16 protein-coding genes are annotated in these 19,620 nt (G+C 43.2%); 10 read left to right on the top strand and 6 right to left on the bottom strand.

The window, feature by feature from the left end:
• Window positions 1-146: 146 nt before the first annotated feature.
• Together HYN43_RS01905 and HYN43_RS01910 are read right to left on the bottom strand one after the other, a co-directional pair.
• On the bottom strand, window positions 147-1,394 hold the full coding sequence (locus tag HYN43_RS01905) for a sensor histidine kinase (RefSeq protein ID WP_119407843.1): 1,248 nt from the start codon (window positions 1,392-1,394) through the stop codon (window positions 147-149).
• Window positions 1,395-2,072, bottom strand: coding sequence for a response regulator transcription factor (locus tag HYN43_RS01910; protein ID WP_119407844.1), 678 nt, complete (start codon window positions 2,070-2,072; stop codon window positions 1,395-1,397).
• Between the two features lie 124 nt (window positions 2,073-2,196).
• On the opposite strand from HYN43_RS01910, the gene HYN43_RS01915 reads away from it, so the two are divergent.
• Window positions 2,197-2,610, top strand: a complete 414-nt coding sequence (locus HYN43_RS01915; RefSeq protein WP_119407845.1) for an EamA family transporter — start codon at window positions 2,197-2,199, stop codon at window positions 2,608-2,610.
• Window positions 2,611-2,757: 147 nt separating this feature from the next.
• Window positions 2,758-5,250, top strand: coding sequence for a TonB-dependent receptor (locus HYN43_RS01920; RefSeq protein WP_162996257.1), 2,493 nt, complete (start codon window positions 2,758-2,760; stop codon window positions 5,248-5,250).
• A 226-nt stretch (window positions 5,251-5,476) separates the two neighbouring features.
• On the opposite strand, the gene HYN43_RS01925 is transcribed toward HYN43_RS01920, so the two are convergent.
• Window positions 5,477-6,124 carry a DUF47 domain-containing protein gene (locus HYN43_RS01925; RefSeq protein ID WP_119407847.1) on the bottom strand — a complete coding sequence of 216 codons (648 nt, stop codon included), beginning with the start codon at window positions 6,122-6,124 and terminating at the stop codon, window positions 5,477-5,479.
• A gap of 299 nt (window positions 6,125-6,423) precedes the next feature.
• On the opposite strand from HYN43_RS01925, the gene HYN43_RS01930 reads away from it, so the two are divergent.
• From HYN43_RS01930 to HYN43_RS01960, 6 genes are all read left to right on the top strand, one after another.
• Window positions 6,424-6,630, top strand: a complete 207-nt coding sequence (locus HYN43_RS01930; RefSeq protein ID WP_119407848.1) for a hypothetical protein — start codon at window positions 6,424-6,426, stop codon at window positions 6,628-6,630.
• A 117-nt stretch (window positions 6,631-6,747) separates the two neighbouring features.
• Complete coding sequence (locus HYN43_RS01935) at window positions 6,748-9,126, top strand: carboxypeptidase-like regulatory domain-containing protein (RefSeq protein ID WP_119407849.1); 2,379 nt, start codon at window positions 6,748-6,750, stop codon at window positions 9,124-9,126.
• 267 nt (window positions 9,127-9,393) lie between these two features.
• Complete coding sequence (locus tag HYN43_RS01940) at window positions 9,394-9,912, top strand: DUF2911 domain-containing protein (RefSeq protein WP_119407850.1); 519 nt, start codon at window positions 9,394-9,396, stop codon at window positions 9,910-9,912.
• Between the two features lie 364 nt (window positions 9,913-10,276).
• Entirely contained in the window at window positions 10,277-11,407 is a 1,131-nt protein-coding gene (locus HYN43_RS01950) for a DUF3810 domain-containing protein (RefSeq protein ID WP_119407852.1), read from the top strand.
• Between the two features lie 489 nt (window positions 11,408-11,896).
• Window positions 11,897-14,098 carry a penicillin acylase family protein gene (locus HYN43_RS01955; protein WP_119409217.1) on the top strand — a complete coding sequence of 734 codons (2,202 nt, stop codon included), beginning with the start codon at window positions 11,897-11,899 and terminating at the stop codon, window positions 14,096-14,098.
• Between the two features lie 30 nt (window positions 14,099-14,128).
• Window positions 14,129-14,617: a hypothetical protein gene (locus HYN43_RS01960; RefSeq protein ID WP_119407853.1), complete on the top strand. Its 489-nt coding sequence runs from the start codon at window positions 14,129-14,131 to the stop codon at window positions 14,615-14,617.
• Between the two features lie 145 nt (window positions 14,618-14,762).
• Here HYN43_RS01960 and HYN43_RS01965 read toward each other — a convergent pair whose 3' ends face one another.
• Window positions 14,763-15,893, bottom strand: coding sequence for a glycosyltransferase family 2 protein (locus HYN43_RS01965; RefSeq protein WP_119407854.1), 1,131 nt, complete (start codon window positions 15,891-15,893; stop codon window positions 14,763-14,765).
• Between the two features lie 87 nt (window positions 15,894-15,980).
• On the opposite strand from HYN43_RS01965, the gene HYN43_RS01970 reads away from it, so the two are divergent.
• Window positions 15,981-16,964 (top strand): sugar phosphate isomerase/epimerase family protein, encoded by a 984-nt coding sequence (locus HYN43_RS01970; protein WP_119407855.1) that lies wholly within the window; start codon window positions 15,981-15,983, stop codon window positions 16,962-16,964.
• Between the two features lie 157 nt (window positions 16,965-17,121).
• Entirely contained in the window at window positions 17,122-17,559 is a 438-nt protein-coding gene (locus HYN43_RS01975) for a DoxX family protein (protein ID WP_119409218.1), read from the top strand.
• Window positions 17,560-17,661: 102 nt separating this feature from the next.
• Here the strand turns inward: HYN43_RS01975 and HYN43_RS01980 are convergent, their stop codons facing one another.
• Together HYN43_RS01980 and HYN43_RS01985 are read right to left on the bottom strand one after the other, a co-directional pair.
• Window positions 17,662-17,928 (bottom strand): UBP-type zinc finger domain-containing protein, encoded by a 267-nt coding sequence (locus tag HYN43_RS01980; RefSeq protein ID WP_119407856.1) that lies wholly within the window; start codon window positions 17,926-17,928, stop codon window positions 17,662-17,664.
• A gap of 9 nt (window positions 17,929-17,937) precedes the next feature.
• Entirely contained in the window at window positions 17,938-19,599 is a 1,662-nt protein-coding gene (locus HYN43_RS01985; RefSeq protein WP_119407857.1) for a response regulator, read from the bottom strand.
• Window positions 19,600-19,620: the final 21 nt, after the last annotated feature.

Here is a 19,620-nt window from a genome sequence, read left to right on the forward strand (position 1 = left end):
CATAATTCTGGAAAAAATTGGTATGGCCAACTGGCAGTTATTTAAAAATAAGGGTTTTCGTGTAGAGATGCATCACATGCGTTTCCCGTAGAATAAGCGACCTTGCTCAGCGCGCTTGATTTGCAAGCGGGAGACTCCTATCAACTTTAAAACCTAACCATGAAGCTATGATGAGGCGCTTCGTAACTGTAAACCAGTTCATAACCTAAACTTTCGCAAATCTGTTTGGAAATGGTAAGCCCAAGCCCGCTGCCTTCAGAGGTGGATGATTTATGAAAACGGGTAAAAATTCGCTCATTATCCAAAGAGGTATTTTCGCCGGTGTTTTTTACGCTCAGGCTATCTTCTGTAAGGTTTATGATAATCTCTCCATCTTCGTGGTTGTGCCTCACAGCGTTAATGATAAGGTTATTGAGCAAAATGTCAACAAGGTACCGGCTGGCCGTAATTTCCTTATCCTGAAGCGAGGCTGAAATGGTGATCATCTTATCGCCGAAAATATCCTCTAACTGGTATAATAGTTCTTCAATCAATTCTTTGAGGTTGATGCTTTGCTGATCGGTGAGCAGCTTGTTCTCAATCTTCACCAATAATAATAAAGATTGGTTAAGCCTTGTAAGGCGGGAAACGGCCCCATACAAATCGCCCAAAAGTTTACTTTGCTGCTGACTAAAATTTTCTGTCTGGATCAGGGTATCCAGTTTAGAGTTTATTACCGCGATAGGGGTAAGCAGCTCGTGCGATGCGTTTTCGGTAAAAGTTTTTAGGTCTTTATAATCGCGTTTTACGCGTTCGGCCATGGCGGTTACCTCCTGGTGCAGGTCGTTAAACTCATCTATCCGGGTATTGAGTGGGGCGATGTCGCTGTTATCGGTAACTTTAAATTGTTTCAGCTCGCCCAGAATGCTGTGGAAAGGCTGCCAGAGCCTGCTTAAAATAAGTCGGTTGGTAATGAGTAAAACCAATAGTAATAAGAGGATAACGCCGATAGTAATGCCGAAAATGATTTGGATCAGATCCTCGGTTTCAACCTTCGATTCAACTATTTCAATTTTATAAAACCTGCCGTTCACGTTTACCGAACTGATAAGCCCCCGGCCCGATTCGGGCTCGTCTTTTTCGCGGTAATACCCTGTATTGATAAATTCACGTTTTACAGAATTAGGCTCGGCCGAAGTAAAGCTGATCTGCTGGTCTTTTGATTCAAAAACCTGCGGCAGGCGATGATTGAGCTTTACATAATCAAATATTTCCTGTTCTTCAACTTCTAACGATTTGTCTTTCTGGTCCGTAAGGATTAGGCTGATAGCCTGATAATAAATAGCCCCGGTTATCAGCATGATAACTACGGTGGCAATCAGGTTTACCCGGTTGTACCTTTCGGAGAGTTTCATTTATTGATCGGCAAATTTATAGCCCATGCCATAAGCGGCATAAATATAATCCTTGCCGCCCGCCTCCATTATTTTTTTGCGAACATTTTTAATGTGCGAGTAAATAAAATCAAAGTTATTGGCCATGTCAATACCATCGCCCCATAAATGCTCGGCAATGGCGTTTTTAGAGATCACCTTGCCTTTATTGCTGATAAAGTAAATCAGTAATGAAAGCTCTTTACGGGTAAATTTTACCGGGGTGCCATTAACGGTTACTGTTTTAGCCATCAAATCGATACTCAACTCATTAAAGTTAAGCACATTGCTGCCATTAAACATTTTGCGCCGCACAATGGCCGATACCCTGGCCTTTAACTCCGAAAGATGAAAAGGTTTCACGAGGTAATCGTCGGCACCAAGGTCCAGGCCCTGCAGGCGGTCATCAAGCGAATTTTTAGCTGAAATAATTAATACGCCATCCGGAAAGTTATTGGCTTTGAGAGCTTTTAATATGTCGATGCCACTACCCCCCGGCAGGGTAATGTCCAGCAGGATACAATCATATCGGTAAAGTTGTATTTTGGCCAGGGCGGCCTGGTAGGTTGCTACGGTTTCGCAAATATTGCCGGCATCGGCAAAGTACTCTTCTATACTTTCGCGCAGGCCTTCTTCATCTTCAACAATAAGTATTTTCAAAACTTTTTTAAGCTAAAGGTATATGGGTAATTTGTATACATTTTGGATTTTTCAGATTTACTCCAAAATAGCTCATCAAATTTGCTGTTAACTTGTTGCAAGTTAAATATCAAAATCAAATATTATGTGGTGGATCTACGCATTACTATCGGCGCTCTTTGCAGCGCTTACAGCCATTTTTGCCAAAATAGGTATTAAAGGAGTTGATACCGATCTGGCAACAGCTATCCGAACAGTCATTATACTTATACTGGCCTGGGCCATTGCCCTTTTTAAAGGTGGGCATAACGGTATCGGCAGCCTTACCAAAACCAACTGGACATTCCTTGTTTTATCCGGCTTAGCCACCGGCCTTTCGTGGATCTGCTATTTCCGTGCATTGCAATTAGGTAAAGTAACGCAGGTGGCCCCGGTTGATAAACTGAGCGTTGCACTGGCTATCGCCTTGTCGGTTTTGTTTTTGGGCGAACCGCTTACCCTCAAAAATTCAATAGGGGCATTGCTCATCATTGGGGGTACAATTGTATTGATATTCTAATTTTTATGTAACAGGCTTATATACAATGTAACAACTATATATACGTGGTAAAATCATATTGTAACAAATACACTTCAATAGGGGTAAATCCAGTTTTAATCCAATCTTTCATAGCATATTTGTGGTTAAACTATGCACAACTATATAATGAAGTCTGTTTTTGTTATACTATTTTCACTTATTTTTATAACCACCACACATGCCCAAACCGCCCCCGGAGCAAAGGGGAAAATAACCGGCAAAGTTACCGATGCCACTACCAAACTTCCGGTTGATTATGCTACCGTATCCTTATTTAAACAAGGTGCTACTTCGCCTTTTAATGGTATCAGTACCGATCCGAAAGGAAATTTCAGTATTGGCAATATCCCCGCCGGAGAATACAAAGTAACCGCCGAGTTTTTAGGCTACCAGAAAGCCATCATCGAACATGTAATTGTGAAAGATGGTGCCGTATTAACCCTGGGCGAGATTAAACTTGCGCCTACAGCCAACGAGCTTAAAGGCGTAACCATAACCGCCAAGGTACCAACGGTTGAAAACCGGATTGATAAAATGGTGTATAACCCGCAAAATGACCTGAGCGCGCAAGGCGGTGTAGCTATCGACGTATTGAAAAAAGTACCCCAAATTACTGTTGATATTGATGGTAACGTAGAGTTACAGGGTAATGCCAATATCCGTTTCCTGATTAATGGTAAACCATCAAGTATTTTCGGCGCGAGCCTGGCCGATGCTTTGGCCAGCATCCCGGCAAGCCAGATCAAAAGTATTGAAGTAATTACCAGTCCGGGGGCTAAGTATGATGCTGCAGGTACAGGTGGTATTGTGAATATTATTTTGAAGGATAGTAAGGTACAGGGTATCAATGGCTCGTTTAACTTATCGGCAGGTACCCGCCGCGAAAATGGTTCGTTCAACTTAAATGCCCGTAAAGGTAACTTTGGGGTGAACGCATTTTTTAGCGGCAACGCCCAAATCAATACCAACGCGCCTTATACCCGTAACCGGGTATCTACTGATGGGAGCGACAACCAAACCACATTTTTTCAGCAGGGTTCAAATAACTTTAAGCGTAACGGTTACGAATCGGGCATTAATTTTAACTGGGACATCAGCAAACATGATAACCTTACCGCCGGTGTGGGTTTTAACCATTTTGGTAACCACGGCAATGGTATCACTAATGAGGATTCAAGGATAGTTTCGGCCTCGGGCGCGTTTATTTCTGATACTGCCGATATCCGTAACTCAAGCAGTAAGTTTAACGGCCGCTCAACTGATGTGAGTTTAGCATACAAAAAAACATTTGATAAGGAAGGGCAGGAGCTGGATATCCTTTATACCGAAAGCTTTGGTAACAACAGTTTCAGCTCATCGCAGGTGCAGGATTACCTGAACGGTGTAAAACCATCTACAGGAATCTCCAACAATAACCCGGGTAAAGATCGTGAAACTAATATCTCTATCGATTACACCCATCCGCTAAGCAAAAAAGTAACTATTGAAACCGGCGGTAAGCTTGATTTTAATCACATTAATAATAACGTAGTAACCGATACGCTGGCAACTGATGGGAGCCTAAACCTCGATCCTGATCAAACTTATGGCTTTACTTACAACCGTAAAATATACGCGTACTATCTTTCGGCATCCGCATCGTTATTTAATAATTTTTTAGATGTAAAAGGTGGTTTAAGGGATGAGTACACCACTACCAAAGCCGATTTTAAAGGTGTGAATATCCCCAACTATAATATCCTGGTGCCATCGCTGGTGTTTTCGCATAAGTTTGGCAGCAACGGTTCGCAATCGGTTAAATTAAGCTACAGCCGCCGCATTGAGCGACCTGATTACGGCGATTTAAACCCATTCCTTAACATCAGCGATCCGCATAATATCAATACCGGTAACCCCAATCTTAAACCCGAAAAAGGGGATAATTTTGAGTTGGGTTACAATAAATCGTTTGATAAAGGGGCTAATATCAATATCGCTGCCTTTTATCGCCACAATACAGATGATATCCAGCAGCTTACAACTTATTATGATTCGTTAATGGTAAACAATAGGGTATACAAAGGCGTATCATTTAACCAGCGCTACAACATTGGTTCGGAAGACAGGGAGGGTATCAATATTTACGCATCTGTGCCGCTTACCAGTAAGTTAAGTGTGCGTACCAATATGATCTTCAGTAACAGGCGTTCAACCAATCCGGGTTTTGCCACTGTAAACGCTTTCGCTTATCGTATCAACCTGAACGCGCAATACAGCTTTGGTCATGATTTAAGTGCCGAATTTTTTGGCAACTACAATTCATCGCAAAAGGGTATTCAGGGTACCAATCCCAAATTTGTGTTTTACAACTTTGCCATGCGCAAAATGTTTTGGGATAAAAAGGCAAGTATTGGCTTAACGGCTACCAATCCGTTCGCCAAATATGTTAGCCAGAGCTCATCAACCTTCGGCAGTAACTTTTATGCAACTAACGAGCGGTTGGTACCAGTACAATCTTTTGGCATTAGCTTGAGCTATAAATTTGGTAAGCTTGAGTTTAAAAAGGATAGAGAGAAAGGTGACGAAAACCGTGATAATAACGGAGGCGATAACGGGCCGGGGCAGGATAGAGGAAAGTAAGGCGTAGAGTTACTCACCTGGTCTACGCTTCGCTGGACCACCCTCTCTCCGGCAAGCCGCAAAGAGGGTAGGAACATAAAAAACAAAAAAGTCCCTTCTTTACGCGCAGCGTAGAGAAGTGTTACAAGCGCAGCGATGTCGGGGTGAGTAAACCCGGCGAGAGGTCTGCATCAAACAAAAAAGCGATGATCACTCATCGCTTTTTTTATTTATATGATCAGGGCAATTAACCCATCTTAATCAAAATACTTTCAATAATTAAAGTAGCATCCTCGCAGGCATCTGTAGCCGTTTCCATGGCCACAAATACGTCGGTGTATTTAATTAACTCGATCGCATCTGTTTGGTTGGCCAATAAATCGGCAAAAGCGGTGTTGTAAACACGGTCTGCATCGGCTTCAATACGCTTGATATTTGCGCAGATATCAAAAATTTCGGCCGATCGGCTCAGCTCATTCATCATGTTTACCGCTTTTTCAAGCTCGGTGCTGGTTTTAAGGATGAGGCCGGCCAGGTTAATGATAGGCTGTGTGATAGCCGGTACATTGTACAGGTTAATACGTCGCGCGGCCATAGTAATCCTATCGGCAACATCATCAATTGCCGAAGCCAGGTCGCACATATCCTTGCGGCCAAATGGCGAGATCAGCATCCTGCCCGATTCATTAAAAACCCTGTGGGTAATTTCGTAGCTTTTAAATTTCAGCTTATCAATATGAGCAAAATTGAATTTTTGCTCGTACGATGTTGACGCGTTAACTGCTTCATCAAGCAAACGGGCCATTTCGGTAACGTTTGCCGTAGCATCGTTAAATAAATCGTAAAAAAGCTGGTTTGAACTTGGGAATATCGATTTTGAGTTTGAGCTCTTCATTGATCTGTTTTATCAGTCGTAAATTTACAGTAGTTATACTAAGCGGACTTTAAACTATGTTTCTATAAATTGTTCAGTGCGTAAAAGTAACCATTAAAACGATGTGTTGTGTTAAGTTAATGTTAACAATGGTTAAGGCAATGTAAAAAAAGCGTTGACTTATCCCAGCTTTATGATATAAGTAATTGATTTAAAGCTACGGGAAATGTAATGGTATTGAAAAGAAATTATTGTAAAGTTTAAGTTTAATTGAAACAATATCCCGACCGGTGCTATTATCATTTTATAGCTTATGTATCATGAACGCCGGGGATAAACATTATAAATGCGTAAACAGTAAAACCGGTTACGCTATTTATTACCACTCGTTAAGCGGGATGCTTAACGATGATGAGATCAGGACCGAGCTGGAAAAAATACGCGCCCGCGTAGCTATCCAAAACGGCATATATCTTGAAACACTGTACTGGGAAGAAATGAAGCAGAACGCGGAACTGACGCGATAGGCGCCTTAATCGGGTTTAATGGTTGTAATTGATTAATTATCAGTTGTTTTTTAATAATAAAAGGTTATATTTATGTGCCAATTATAACCTAATTTAAACCCTTTAGCATTCCTGCCCATGAAAAAGTCAGTCCTGGCATTGCTATGCGCTATTTGCCTTTGTGCACCTGTTTTTTCGCAAACCTCCCGGTCTGTTACATCGTTGGATGGAGCTGTACAGCGCCTGCAAACCTTATCCGCCGAGAGAGCCATTGAAAAAGCCTATCTGCATTTAGACAGGTTATCCTATAGTCCGGGCGATACTGTTTACTTTAAGGCTTATGTTACCCTGGGCGAACAGCGTGAACTATCTAAATTAAGCGGCTTGTTACATGTTGATCTGATTGATCCGCAGGACTCGCTGCTGCAAACGCTTTCGCTTCAACTGGTAAATGGTTTGGCGAAGGGCGATTTCAGCCTGGATGGTGCCGCACCAACCGGGGTTTACCGCGTAAGGGCTTATACCAGGTGGATGCTGAATAACGGGCAAACCAATTTTTTTAATCAATACATTGTTGTTAATAATCTGCTGATAGCCGGTTTTAAAAAGCCGGATGCTGTTGTAGCCGGTAAACCCGCCATCAGTTTTTTTGCCGAGGGAGGAAACTGGGTAAATGATGTGCCGGCCAAACTGGCTTTTAAGGCCGTAGGTGCAAGCGGTATGGGTATAAACGTTAAAGGCGTTATAGTTGATAATGCCAATACCGAAGTCGTAAAGTTTGAAACAAAACACCTGGGCATGGGCCTGCTGTTCATTACCCCCGAAGCAGGTAAAACCTACAAAGCCAATTTAACTTATGCCGATGGCAGCAAGGCGACAGTAGATTTGCCCAAGCCCGATAACGAAGGAATGACGCTTACCGTTAACAATGACAATCCGGATAAACTGGCCATCGAAATAAATGCTAATAAGCCCTACTATCTTAAAAATAAAAACAAAGAAATAGGTATTGTTATTTACTCGGGCGGATCCATCCGGACGGTGAAAACAGTGCTTGATAACCAGGTGCTGGATCTTAATCTGAACAAAAAGGAATTCAAAACCGGTATTGTACAGATAACCCTGTTCTCGGCACAAGGCGAACCGCTTAACGAACGACTCGCATTTATTCAAAATCCTGATCTGCTTAATATTGTAGCCCTCAATGATAAACCGGTTTACGCAACCCGCGGAAAAGTGCATATCAGCATCAATACCAAAAATAAAGATGGCATGCCGGTAAGTAGCTATCTGTCGGCAGTGGTTATAGCCGGTAGCAAGGTGAATGAAGATGCAGAAACCACCATACTGTCAAACCTGTTGCTCACATCCGAACTGAGGGGGCAGGTTGAACAACCCAACTACTATTTTACCAATGTTAATGCCGATACCCGTAGTAACCTTGATGTACTGATGCTAACGCAAGGCTACCGCCGGTTTGAATGGAAGCAGTTGCTGAGTGATGCGCAAACTACTACCACTTACAAGGCCGAAGGCAGCTTTGATATTTCGGGCCAGGTAAAAACATTAAAAGGCGAGCCGGTGGATGGCGGAACAGTAACACTCATGCCACAGGCCGGCGGTAACATGTTAACGCAGGTTACCGGTCATGATGGCAAGTTTACCTTTGCAAACCTGGTTTACGATGATAAAACGAGATTTATTATCCAGGCAAAAACTGCAGCCGGAAAAAGTAATACCCAGATCACAATCACCGACGCCGCGCCGGTAGCCGCCATCGAGCCGGGCGGAGTACTAAAGCCGCAAATTGAGCAGAATAATACCGGAACGCAACCTGTTTATTTTGCCGATATCAGCCGGAGATCGGCAAGCATCGCAGCAAAAGTAAATAGAACTGTTGTTACCGATCAGGCAGCTTTTAATGTGAAAAATACAGGTCTGCACGATCAGACAACGCTCTCTACAGGTTTGCAGGGGCGTTTAAACGGCGTAGTGATAAGGCAAGGGGTGCCATATCTTGCTGATAAGGTAAATGCCTCGATGCAGGGCGGCCCGATGCTTATTATTATGGATGATGTAGCTTTGCCGCAGGGCACCAGTGTTGATAATTACAGCGCTACCGATATTGAAAGTGTAAGCGTTTTAAAAACTGCCGATGCATCAATATATGGTATAAGAGGAGCTAACGGTGTATTGATACTGAAAACCCGCAAAAATGCGGCGCCAATTGCTGTTAACAGCGCACCCGCGCCGGGTTTACTTTATTTTACAGCGAAAGGTTTTTATAAAGCACGCACATTTTATGCGCCCGTTTATGAAAGTACCGGGAGCATCAACAATAAACCGGATAACCGGGGTACCGTTTACTGGAATCCGGATGTAACTACCGGAAACGATGGCATGGCCGGGTTTGATTTTTTTAATGCCGATACCAAAGGAACATACCGGGTGGTAATTGAGGGAATTGATGCCGCCGGCAATGTTGGCCGCAGCGTATCTACCTATAAAGTAGAATAAAATAAAAAACCCTGCCACGGTGGGCAGGGTAAAAAAACCACAACAATTGTTTAACCTTTGGGCTATGAATCCCGCCGGTGTATTCCTAACTGCAATGTGATTTTTCTATATACGTTAACAATTTAATATTGCGTTGGTTTTCGTTTTATATAGGTTATTTTAAGTGTTTTATGTGTTAAAATCACCTCAAAGGGGTATTTGATGTATTTGTTGTTATTAAACCAAAATTCAGTTTATCTTTATCGTAAATAAATTATGAGAAATCTTATGAAAAAATCATTCCAGCTTAAGGCGGCATTTCTGTTTGCATTTGCCTTGTTAGTGTCGAGCTTTACTTTTGCCCAGCAAAAACCTATGGCCAGTCCACGCGACAGCGTAAGCGGTACCGCGGCAGGTTCAACCATTACCATTAACTACGGCAGCCCATCGGTTAAAGGCCGTAAAATTTGGGGCGGACTGGAAGCTTATGGTAAAGTATGGCGTGCAGGCGCTAACGAAGCCACCACTTTTACCACCACTAAAGCTATTAAAGTTGAAGGCAAACCACTGGCTGCCGGTACTTACGGCTTTTTCCTGATTCCGGAAGAAAACGGAACCTGGACAGTGATTTTTAATAAAGTAGCTAAACAATGGGGCGCCTTTAAATATGATGATAAAGAAGATGCCCTGCGCGTAACCGTTAAAACCAAAGCCGCGCCAATGCACGAACGTTTAACTTATACAGTTGATTCAAAAAGCTTTTGCATGTTTTGGGATAAGATTGTAGTACCGGTTTCGGTAAAATAAGGAGATTTACTAACCTCAAATCTTATTGAAAAGGCCCCGGCAACGGGGCCTTTTTTTGTTGTCTGTCTGAATCAGAATTTACAGAATTTGAGAATTAGCAGAATGTTTGTCTGAACCCGGATTTGGGGGGATAAGGGGATTTTGTCTGAACTCGAATTTGGGGGAATTAAGGAATAGGCAGAATGCTGAGCAAATTCTAAAAATTCTAATAATTCCCCCAAATTCGAGTTCAGACAAAACACAAGTATGCGGTCGTGAAGACACGACCGCCGGGAGGGCAAAAATCTGAAATTTCCTCTCATCCATTCTGTTAATTCTTAAATTCTGAAAATTCTGATTCAGACACATTATATTTACCTCATTCATGCATCGCCCTAAAAACAATAATAAACCTGTATTAAAAAAAGTAATAGTTATCGCACTTTTAGCTTTAGCCATTTTTTTGTTGATGCTGCTGGCCGGGCATCCGGCTGCAGTAGAACGCTATTATGCCAATGGTTTTTATATTGTTATTTGCCGGGTTGTCCACCCGGTGTTGAATATCTTTCCGTTTAGTGTAGGCGATGTGTTATATATCTCGGTAGTTATTTACCTCATTTATGCTTTTATACGTTTAATTGTATTGATTTTTAAAAAGCGGTTTAAAATAGCGGGTAGATTTTTTTTAGGATTGATAATAGGTGTACAGTCGGCAATACTGGCTTTTTATCTTTTTTGGGGGATGAATTACTTCAGGCAGCCGGCTGCTATAAGGCTTAATCTGCAGGATACCTCATTTACCACCGCCGATTTGAAAGCTGTTACCCATATCCTGATAGATAGCGTTAATGCAACCCGCTCGCGCGTAACCCATGCCGATCTGGCCCAGAGCAATACGAACATTTATAATATTGCCCGCCACACTATCCGTACACTTAGTAAAGATTCGCTCAATTTCAGAGCCTATGATCCTGATATAAAACCATCCATTCTTACACCCCTGCTTAACTACATAGGCACATCGGGCTATTATAATCCTTTTACTTCCGAAGCGCAGGTAAATTACCAGATGCCGGTTTTTAACAGGCCTTTTGTGGTTTGCCACGAAATGTCGCACCAGATGGGTTACGGTGCCGAAGATGAAGCCGATTATGCCGGCTTTGTTGTTGCAACCCACTCGCTTGACAGGTTGTTGCGCTACTCAGCCTACCACCTTGCGGTACAGGAGTTTATGTACTCGCTTGCCGGGAGGGACACTATCGCTCATAAAGAGCTTAAAGCCCTGCTAAACAAAGATGTACGCAACGATTATAAAATTGAACGCGACTACTGGCGTGCCTACCAAAACAAATTAGGCGCTGTAAGCAGTATTTTTTACGATAATTTTCTGAAAGCTAACAATCAACCCCGCGGCCTGGAAACCTACAATCGAATGGTGCTGCTGGTTATGGCTGCATACCAAACGCAGTGGCCTTCATTTGCTGCGCGTCATTCGCTTTCGTCATTGAGTCATTAGGTCATTTTGCTGCACGGTCATTAGGTCATTTTGCCATGTATTATTAAGTCATTTGTTTTGTGCTGCTGAGGCAATTATCAATGAAACCAATGATGCAAGTAAAATGACTCAATGACGCGAAGCAAATGATCTAATGACCAACCAAAAAAAAAATGCGTTCCGTATCTCACCCCGGAACGCACACAATATCACGTCTCAAATGATATTGAATCAACTAAATCTCAGATATCATGTTACATGTATACCCAAGTTCTTTATTCATGAACCGGTTGGCACCGGTATTGAATGTCATTGCTACATTTACTATACCGTTTTAGCAGAATAGTGTAAATAATTACCTTTAAAAACCCCGATTGTAAATATTTGAATAAAAACGGAGGTGGGCTGTAATTATTGTGAATTATTCGGCAAATTTACTTCAAAATCTTTAAAAGAGGCCGTTTTTATCACAATTTAATGGATAATTTGTTTGGTAAAATTCCTGTTACGATGAAAGTGATTTTATTTATTGGTTTAATGTTTCTTCATGTGTTTGTTTTCGCCCCAAATATTAACCAACAAGCAATAAAAAGGTCGGAAGCGCTTGCAAAAACAGTTACGGTAATTCGCGATAACTGGGGAGTTCCTCACATTTATGGAAAAACAGATGCGGCCGTAGTTTTTGGTTTGATGTACACCCAATGCGAAGATAACTTTAAAGGCATCGAACGCAATTATTTATACCAGTTAGGCAAACAAGCCGAAGTTGACGGCGAAGCCAATTTGTATACCGATCTACAGCTGCAATTGATTGCCGATAGTGCCGACGCTATCAAAGATTATCGTAATAGTGCCCCATGGTTTAAAAAACTAATGGATGCCTTTGCCGATGGGATCAATTATTACCTGTACAAACATCCCGAAGTAAAACCCAAAGTGTTTAAACATTTTGAGCCCTGGTATGCGCTGATGTTTACTGATGGCAGCGTAGCCGCAACCGAAACAGGCGGGATTAAACTGGCCGAAACCAAGGCTTTTTACAGTACTGATCCTGAAAAACTGGGAGCTTTAAACGATGAGCGAAAGCCGGTTTATGATATGGTGAATGAGCGCGAAACCGGCTCTAATGGTTTTGCTATAGCGCCGTCCCGTTCGGCATCGGGGCATGCTTTGCTGTATATCAATCCGCATGTACCATTTTATTTCCGCAGCGAGGTGCAGCTGGTAAGTAATGAAGGGCTTAATGCCTATGGGGCAGTTACCTGGGGGCAGTTTTTTATATACCAGGGTTTTAATGAGCATTGCGGCTGGATGCATACCAGCGCCTACGCTGATGTGGCCGATCTCTACGCCGAAAAGGTGATCAAAAAGGACGGTAAATGGTATTACGAATATGATGGTAAGCTAAAACCGGTTGCTACGCGCAAACTGGTGTTTAACGTAAAAAACGGTGGGCAAACAGAGCAGCGTAACATCACCGGTTATTATACCCACCACGGCCCGGTAATGGGCAGTCGCGACGGTAAATGGCTTGCGCTTAAAGCCAACAACCGGTCGTACAATGCCCTGCTCGAATCGTGGTTAATTACAAAAGCCAATAACCTTGCGCAATATAAAAAAGCCATGAGCCTGGTGTCAAACGCTACCAATAGTACGGTTTATGCAGATGATAAGGGTAATACCATTTTTTGGTACGGCAACTACATCCCAAAACGTAACCCTAAATATAATTGGAGCCTGCCCGTTGATGGCAGCACATCGGCTACCGAATGGCTGGGCGTGCATAAGCTAAACGAAATTATCACCGTTACCAATCCCGCCAGCGGTTGGATCCAGAATTGTAATTCTACACCTTTTACTGCTTCGGGCGCCTCAAGTCCGGATAAAAATAAATACCCGGTTTATATGGCACCCGATGGCGAAAATTATCGGGCTGTAACTGCTATTAAAATACTAAAGGATGCCAAAAAACTGTCGATGGACGGTTTGATTGCCAAAGGCTATGATCATTACCTGGCGGCATTTGATGATTTATTGCCCTCGCTGTTCAGCGCTTACGAAAATGCGCCCGACTCGGTTAAACAAAAACTTGCCGAACCGGTAAAGCTACTGAAAGAGTGGGACAAGCGCACCGCCATACATTCGGTAGCCAGCGCGTTGGCTATTGAATGGGGAACCCTCATGATGAAAGCCCTGCCGCCACCGCAAACCGACCAGGGAAGTACCTTTATTACCCGTCGTTTTCAAACGTTGGTAAAAACGCTAAGTCCGGCGCAGCAATTAGGTTATTTAAGTGATGTGCTCATTAACCTGAAAAGCCGTTTCGGTACCTGGAATGTGGAATGGGGCGATATGAACCGCTACCAACGCCCGGATGATGGCATTACCTTTGATGATAATAAGCCAAGTATCCCAGTTGGTTTAACCGGATCCGGCTTCGGACAGCTGCCATCGTTCCAAAGTCGTACCGTAAACACCAGCAAGCGCTATGGATATTCGGGCAATAGTTTTATCGCTGTTGTGGAATTTGGTACACACCTTAAAGCCAAAAGTATCATAACAGGGGGGAGTTCTTTCAATCCCTCATCAAAAAACTTTACCGATCAGGCGCAGGGGATTATTGACGGTAAATTTAAAGATGTGCTGTTTTATAAAAAGGATGTGTTAAAACACGCGCAACAAACCTATCACCCCGGCGACTATTTTAAATGATGAACAAAAACTATCTTTGGTTAGTTAAATATGAAGAGAGCCCTGTTAATTACCTTATTGTTGTTTTGCTGCACCACGGTATTTGCCCAAAGCATAACCATTAATGATTTGGCCAACGTAGCCAACCTTTCCAATGCCGAGGCACATAACTATCTTACGTTAGGCAAAAAGTTTAAGCGGCAATACCTGCAGGAGGTAGATGGCCACAGCATAGAACATCTTAATAAAATAGGCCCGGATAATAAGGAAGAAACCATAGTGATAGGCATGGGCGACAGGTTGCCCAGTGGCACTATGCTGCGTACGGTTACTTATACTACCGTTACATCGGCCCATATTTTAAATTTAATAGCCCAGGCCAAACACTCGGGCCTTACCATGAAGATGCATGGATCCGACGCCAAAAACGATATTTTCTTTTTTGATAACGACTTTTTTCACATCGTGATATTTTTGAATCACGATAATATTTCAGGCTCGATAGAGGTGCATCAGAAAGAGTACCTGGGGCTGGATTGATAAGGGTTTTATGTCTGTCTGAATCAGAATTTACAGAATTATAGAATTTTCAGAATAGCCTCATTGTTCAAACCGGATTTCAGAATGTATTCTCAGTAAAAAGCATTCTGTTCATTCTTAAATTCTGAAAATTCTGATTCAGAATCTATTCCTCCTTCAGCATCTTCAACGAATAAAAGCTATCCCGCCAATATATACCCCCCTGTGCTACAGTTATCACTGTCGCTTTCAAATAATTCCAGCCTAAAAATGCACCGGTAAAGGGAATCATGAATGCATACCACCATTTATTGGGCGGTACAAGTATCATATAAACAATGTGAAACAACAGCATGATGGCCGCCATTACCCGTATTTCGGCAGTGCCGAAAATAAACATCAGGGGCATTGGTAAGGCAACCGTTAGCAGCATACTTATTACATTGGCAATGGCTTTGGCAATATTGTAATTAGCTATCGCGAATGAGTTTTTTTTAATGCCCCCGGCCAGTTCGCCAAGGTTTTTGTACCACTCCAGGCAAACCGTGCCGTGCCCTGCCAAAACATCCTGCCGCATGCCCTCGCTTTTCATCATTTTGCCAAGCTGCAGGTCATCATCGGGGCGCAGTTTAATGCGGACATGGGTGCCAATTTTTTCGTAAGCCGTGCGCCTTACCAGATTAAAAGCGCCGATGCCCGATGCTGCTTTTGATTTTGGATTTTTGGCTTCCCAGGGTTTCATTGCCGTCATGAGCATGACGCTTAGGGTGGCAAACACGCTGTTTAAAATTGCCGAGCGCGACACCAGTTCGGGGAGTATGGTTAAATGATCAAGCTGTTGCCTGGCCGCGTAGCTTACTGCCTTGTTGATAGCATCGGGATGAAAAACGATATCGGCATCCGCAAAAAGCATCCACTCTTCGGTGCTGCTCAGGTAGCCCTGGTATAAGGCGTTGTTTTTGCCCAGCCAACCTTCGGGTAAGGTATTGATGGTTGTTATTTGAATATGAGGATAGCGGAGACTAAACTGTTCAAGAATTTCGCCGGTACGGTCGGTCGATCTGTCGTTAACTACGATTAGACGATGGTTGGGGTAGTTGATATGACAGAGGCTTTGAAGTGCTTTTTCAAGGTCTTCTTCCTCGTTGCGCACCGCAATAATAATAGCCAGGGGAGGGGGATTATCGCTTAAAGGTTGTCGGCTTACCTGCTTAATTTGCTTAAAACCGATAAGCAGATAAAAGTTTAGCGCTATAGTGATTACAAACAGTATTACGCTGTACCAGAATAGTATCATGATAAAAGGTTTGGCTAAAGGTGAGCAAAAAACGGCAAATAATCACAGCAAAAAATAGCATATTGCATTACCAATTTTAACGCCCTTATGGAAAATATCAGTCGCAAAAAATTTATTGCAACTACAGCTTTGGCTGCCGCAGGTTTGCCTTTTGGCTTAGGTGCCTTAGCTAAGCCATTAGCTTTACCCGAAGATATTAATGGTGTTTATCCGGCAGCAACCGAAAAAATAAAAGTGAGCATATTTTCCAAGCATCTGCACTGGCTTAACTATACTGATATGGCTACGCTTGCAGCTCAACTGGGTTTTGATGGTGTGGATCTTACGGTACGACCTGATGGCCATGTATCGCCGGAGCGTGTTACCGACGACCTGCCCAAAGCTGTTGAGGCCATTGAAAAGGCAGGACTCAAGGTATATTCGATAGTAACCAATATCAAAGCTGCCGATGAAAAGGATACGGAGCCTATTTTAAAAGCGGCCTCGGCATTAGGTATAAAATATTACCGCACCGCCTGGTTTAATTATGATAAAGCCCTGAGTGTTCAAGCCAATATTAAGGCTATTTATAAGCAATTGGTTGGTTTGGCGGCCATCAACAAAAAATACGGGATGCATGGTGGCTACCAAAATCATTCGGGCGATTTGTTTGGTGCCTCGCAATGGGATTTATGGCTGAGTTTGGAAGGGCTTGATCCTAACTATATCGGCTGCCAGTACGATGTGCGCCATGCCACTACCGAAGGTGCCGACACATGGCCGGTTACACTCGATCTGCTTAAAGCTTATTCAAAAACCATTAATGTAAAAGATTTTTACTGGGATAAAAAAGATGGCAAATGGCAGGTGAAAAGCGTACCGCTGGGCGAGGGCATGGTTGATTTTAAGAAATACTTCAGCCTGCTGAAGCAATACAATATCAACGGCCCGCTAAGCCTGCATTGCGAATATCCCCTGGGTGGGGCTGAAGATGGTGCACGGAAGCTTAGCATCAGTAAAGAAGCATTTTCTGAGGCTGTGAAGAAGGATTTGACCACGCTGAGGAAGTGGCTGGCGGAATATGATTTGTAGTACGAGTAATGCAACCAAAGAAATTTTTCTTCTCCTATCTTAAAACTTGTTTTATAACAAACTTGTTACTAAATTAGAAATACGCAGCACGGCCGTCTTGATCCAAACAAGCCCCGTGTGTGCAGGTAACCAATTATTAAACAAAAAGGAGGGCTTTATGAATCTGGTTCATAAAATTGAACATTGGGGCGATACTCATCACCCAAAGGTTTTAGACCTTGTGCGCGTTGCACTCGGTATCTTTTTACTGTTGAAAGGGATAGCCTTTATGGAAAATACATCCTATTTGCGGGGAATCATTACCGATCAGGATGTGATTGATGTATCGCCGGATATGCTGATGATTTTGGTATATTATGTGGCCTTTGCGCACATGGTAGGAGGTATTTTGATAGCCATGGGCATTTTAACCCGCCTGGGCTGCATCATCCAGATCCCGATTGTTACCGGAGCAGTTTTTTTAACCAGCGTTTTTCAGGAGCCCATCAACGCAATGGCGTGGCCATCGGTTACCGCGCTTGTATTACTGATTATGTTCACCGTTTTAGGATCGGGGCCATGGTCTTTGGATAAATATCTGGCGTTTAAGAGTTGAGGGGAGCGAGAGATTAGAGGCTGGAGATTAGAGATTAGTCGAAAAGCAGAAAGTCTTAAATCCTTACTTTGAACTTAAGACTTCCTACTTAATACTTTCAAATCAATACCCTCTAACCGCTTCATCCACATAGCACCACAACCAGCGTTCGCCCGGCTCGGCCGAGATCACTACCGGATGACCTGTAGCATGAAAATGTTTGGTCATGTGCGTGTTCGGCGAGCTGTCGCAGCAAAGTGTAACGCCGCAGGTTTGGCAGGTACGCAGGTGCACCCAGCTACCGTGGTGTTTTACGCATTCTTCGCAAACGTAATCTTTAGGCTCGATGATGCTTTCAATAGCTTCAAGGTGGGTGCAGGTTTCTTCCATAATATGTTTTTAAACTTCAGCCAGGTATTTATGTACAAAACTTATCGCCATCGAGCCTTCGCCCACGGCAGATGCTACGCGGTTCATCGCTCCGGCACGCACATCGCCTGCGGCAAATATGCCGGGACAACTGGTTTCCAGTAAAAACGGATCGCGTTTAAGCTTCCATACTTTATTAAAGTTTTCGTAACTTCTCAATTCCCTGCCGGTTTCAATAAAATCTTTGGCGTTTTTAATGATATCCAGTTTTATCCAGTCGGTATAGGGCTTGGCACCTATAAATATATACAGCGCACTGGCTACCTTTAATTCTGTTTCGCCTGTTTTGCAGTTTTGAATGGTTACTTTTTCAAGACAGTTGGTCCCTTCGGCTTCAATCACTTCTGTGTTAGGCAACACCACAATGTTTGGTGTTTCGGCTATCTGGTTAATCAAGTAGGCCGACATGGTAGCCGTTAAATCATCCCTGCGGATAATGATATGTACGTTTTTGGCAAATTTAGACAGGTACATAGCAGCCTGCCCGGCCGAATTGCCGCCGCCAATCACGTAAACTTCCTTCCCTGTACAAGCCGAAGCTTCGGTTGTTGCTGCGCCGTAATAAATACCTGCGCCGGTGTAGTTTTCAACGCCTTTTACCTCAAGTTTACGGTAATCAACACCTGTGGTAATTACAACCGTACGGCTGATAATTTCGGGCCCGTCATCCAATATAATGGTTTTATAACCATCTTTTTGTTTGATATCACTAACCGATTGGGGCGACAAAAATTCGGCACCCAAACGCATGGCCTGGCTTATGGCACGGCGCGTTAAATCGGCACCGCTTAATCCTGCAGGGAAACCAAGATAGTTTTCAATTCGTGAACTTGTGCCCGCCTGGCCGCCGGGTGCTTTGCGTTCAATCAATAAGGTTTTTAAACCTTCTGATGAACCGTACACAGCGGCAGCCAAACCTGCAGGGCCTGCACCAATAATTACCACGTCATAAACATCGGTAAGTTCGGTTGGATTTTTGCCCATTTTATCGGCAATATCGCGGATAGTTGGCTTAGTTAGGCAGGTGCCATCTTCAAATATCACCATCGGCAAATCGTCGGTAGTGCGGTTGTTGATGGTTAATAAATTGGCCGAGTCGATATTTTTTTCGATATCAAACCAACGGTATGGGATCAGGTTTCCTGCCAAAAAATCTTTAATCTGGTGCGATTGCGGCGAAAATTGGTAGCCTACCAACTTCATACCCACAAACTCGGGAATATAATGGCTGTGCCAATCGTCGAGCAGATCGTTTATTACCGGGTAAAGCTTTTCCTCGGGTGGGTTCCACGGCTTCATCAGGTAATAATCCAGCTGCACATCGTTAATGGCTTTGATAGCCGCATCGGTATCCGAGTAGGCGGTAAGCAATACGCGTTTGGCTTCGGGGAATACTTTTTTGGCTTTCTCTAAAAATTTTACGCCCTCCATTTCGGGCATGCGCTGATCGCATAAAAACAAGGCTACCACTTCCGAACTGTTTTTTAGCTCGGTAAGGGTTTCAAAAGCTTCATTTGCCGATGTGGTACTCAGTATTTTGTATTCTTTGCCATACTGTGTTTTCAAATCGCGACTTATCGACCGCAGTACCTGCGGGTCATCATCTATAGAAAAAATTATCGGACGGCTCATAGGGTAAATATGCAGGCAAAT

It is taken from the genome of Mucilaginibacter celer (genome assembly GCF_003576455.2).
Taxonomy (GTDB): Bacteria; Bacteroidota; Bacteroidia; order Sphingobacteriales; family Sphingobacteriaceae; genus Mucilaginibacter; species Mucilaginibacter celer.

Bases quoted from the DNA above. Each gene is read 5' to 3' on its own strand.
- HYN43_RS01905 (WP_119407843.1), bottom strand. From the start codon at position 1,394: ATGAAACTCTCCGAAAGGTACAACCGGGTAAACCTGATTGCCACCGTA.
- HYN43_RS01915 (WP_119407845.1), top strand. From the start codon at position 2,197: ATGTGGTGGATCTACGCATTACTATCGGCGCTCTTTGCAGCGCTTACA.
- HYN43_RS01920 (WP_162996257.1), top strand. From the start codon at position 2,758: ATGAAGTCTGTTTTTGTTATACTATTTTCACTTATTTTTATAACCACC.
- HYN43_RS01925 (WP_119407847.1), bottom strand. From the start codon at position 6,124: ATGAAGAGCTCAAACTCAAAATCGATATTCCCAAGTTCAAACCAGCTT.
- HYN43_RS01930 (WP_119407848.1), top strand. From the start codon at position 6,424: ATGAACGCCGGGGATAAACATTATAAATGCGTAAACAGTAAAACCGGT.
- HYN43_RS01935 (WP_119407849.1), top strand. From the start codon at position 6,748: ATGAAAAAGTCAGTCCTGGCATTGCTATGCGCTATTTGCCTTTGTGCA.
- HYN43_RS01940 (WP_119407850.1), top strand. From the start codon at position 9,394: ATGAAAAAATCATTCCAGCTTAAGGCGGCATTTCTGTTTGCATTTGCC.
- HYN43_RS01950 (WP_119407852.1), top strand. From the start codon at position 10,277: ATGCATCGCCCTAAAAACAATAATAAACCTGTATTAAAAAAAGTAATA.
- HYN43_RS01955 (WP_119409217.1), top strand. From the start codon at position 11,897: ATGAAAGTGATTTTATTTATTGGTTTAATGTTTCTTCATGTGTTTGTT.
- HYN43_RS01960 (WP_119407853.1), top strand. From the start codon at position 14,129: ATGAAGAGAGCCCTGTTAATTACCTTATTGTTGTTTTGCTGCACCACG.
- HYN43_RS01965 (WP_119407854.1), bottom strand. From the start codon at position 15,893: ATGATACTATTCTGGTACAGCGTAATACTGTTTGTAATCACTATAGCG.
- HYN43_RS01970 (WP_119407855.1), top strand. From the start codon at position 15,981: ATGGAAAATATCAGTCGCAAAAAATTTATTGCAACTACAGCTTTGGCT.
- HYN43_RS01975 (WP_119409218.1), top strand. From the start codon at position 17,122: ATGAATCTGGTTCATAAAATTGAACATTGGGGCGATACTCATCACCCA.
- HYN43_RS01980 (WP_119407856.1), bottom strand. From the start codon at position 17,928: ATGGAAGAAACCTGCACCCACCTTGAAGCTATTGAAAGCATCATCGAG.
- HYN43_RS01985 (WP_119407857.1), bottom strand. From the start codon at position 19,599: ATGAGCCGTCCGATAATTTTTTCTATAGATGATGACCCGCAGGTACTG.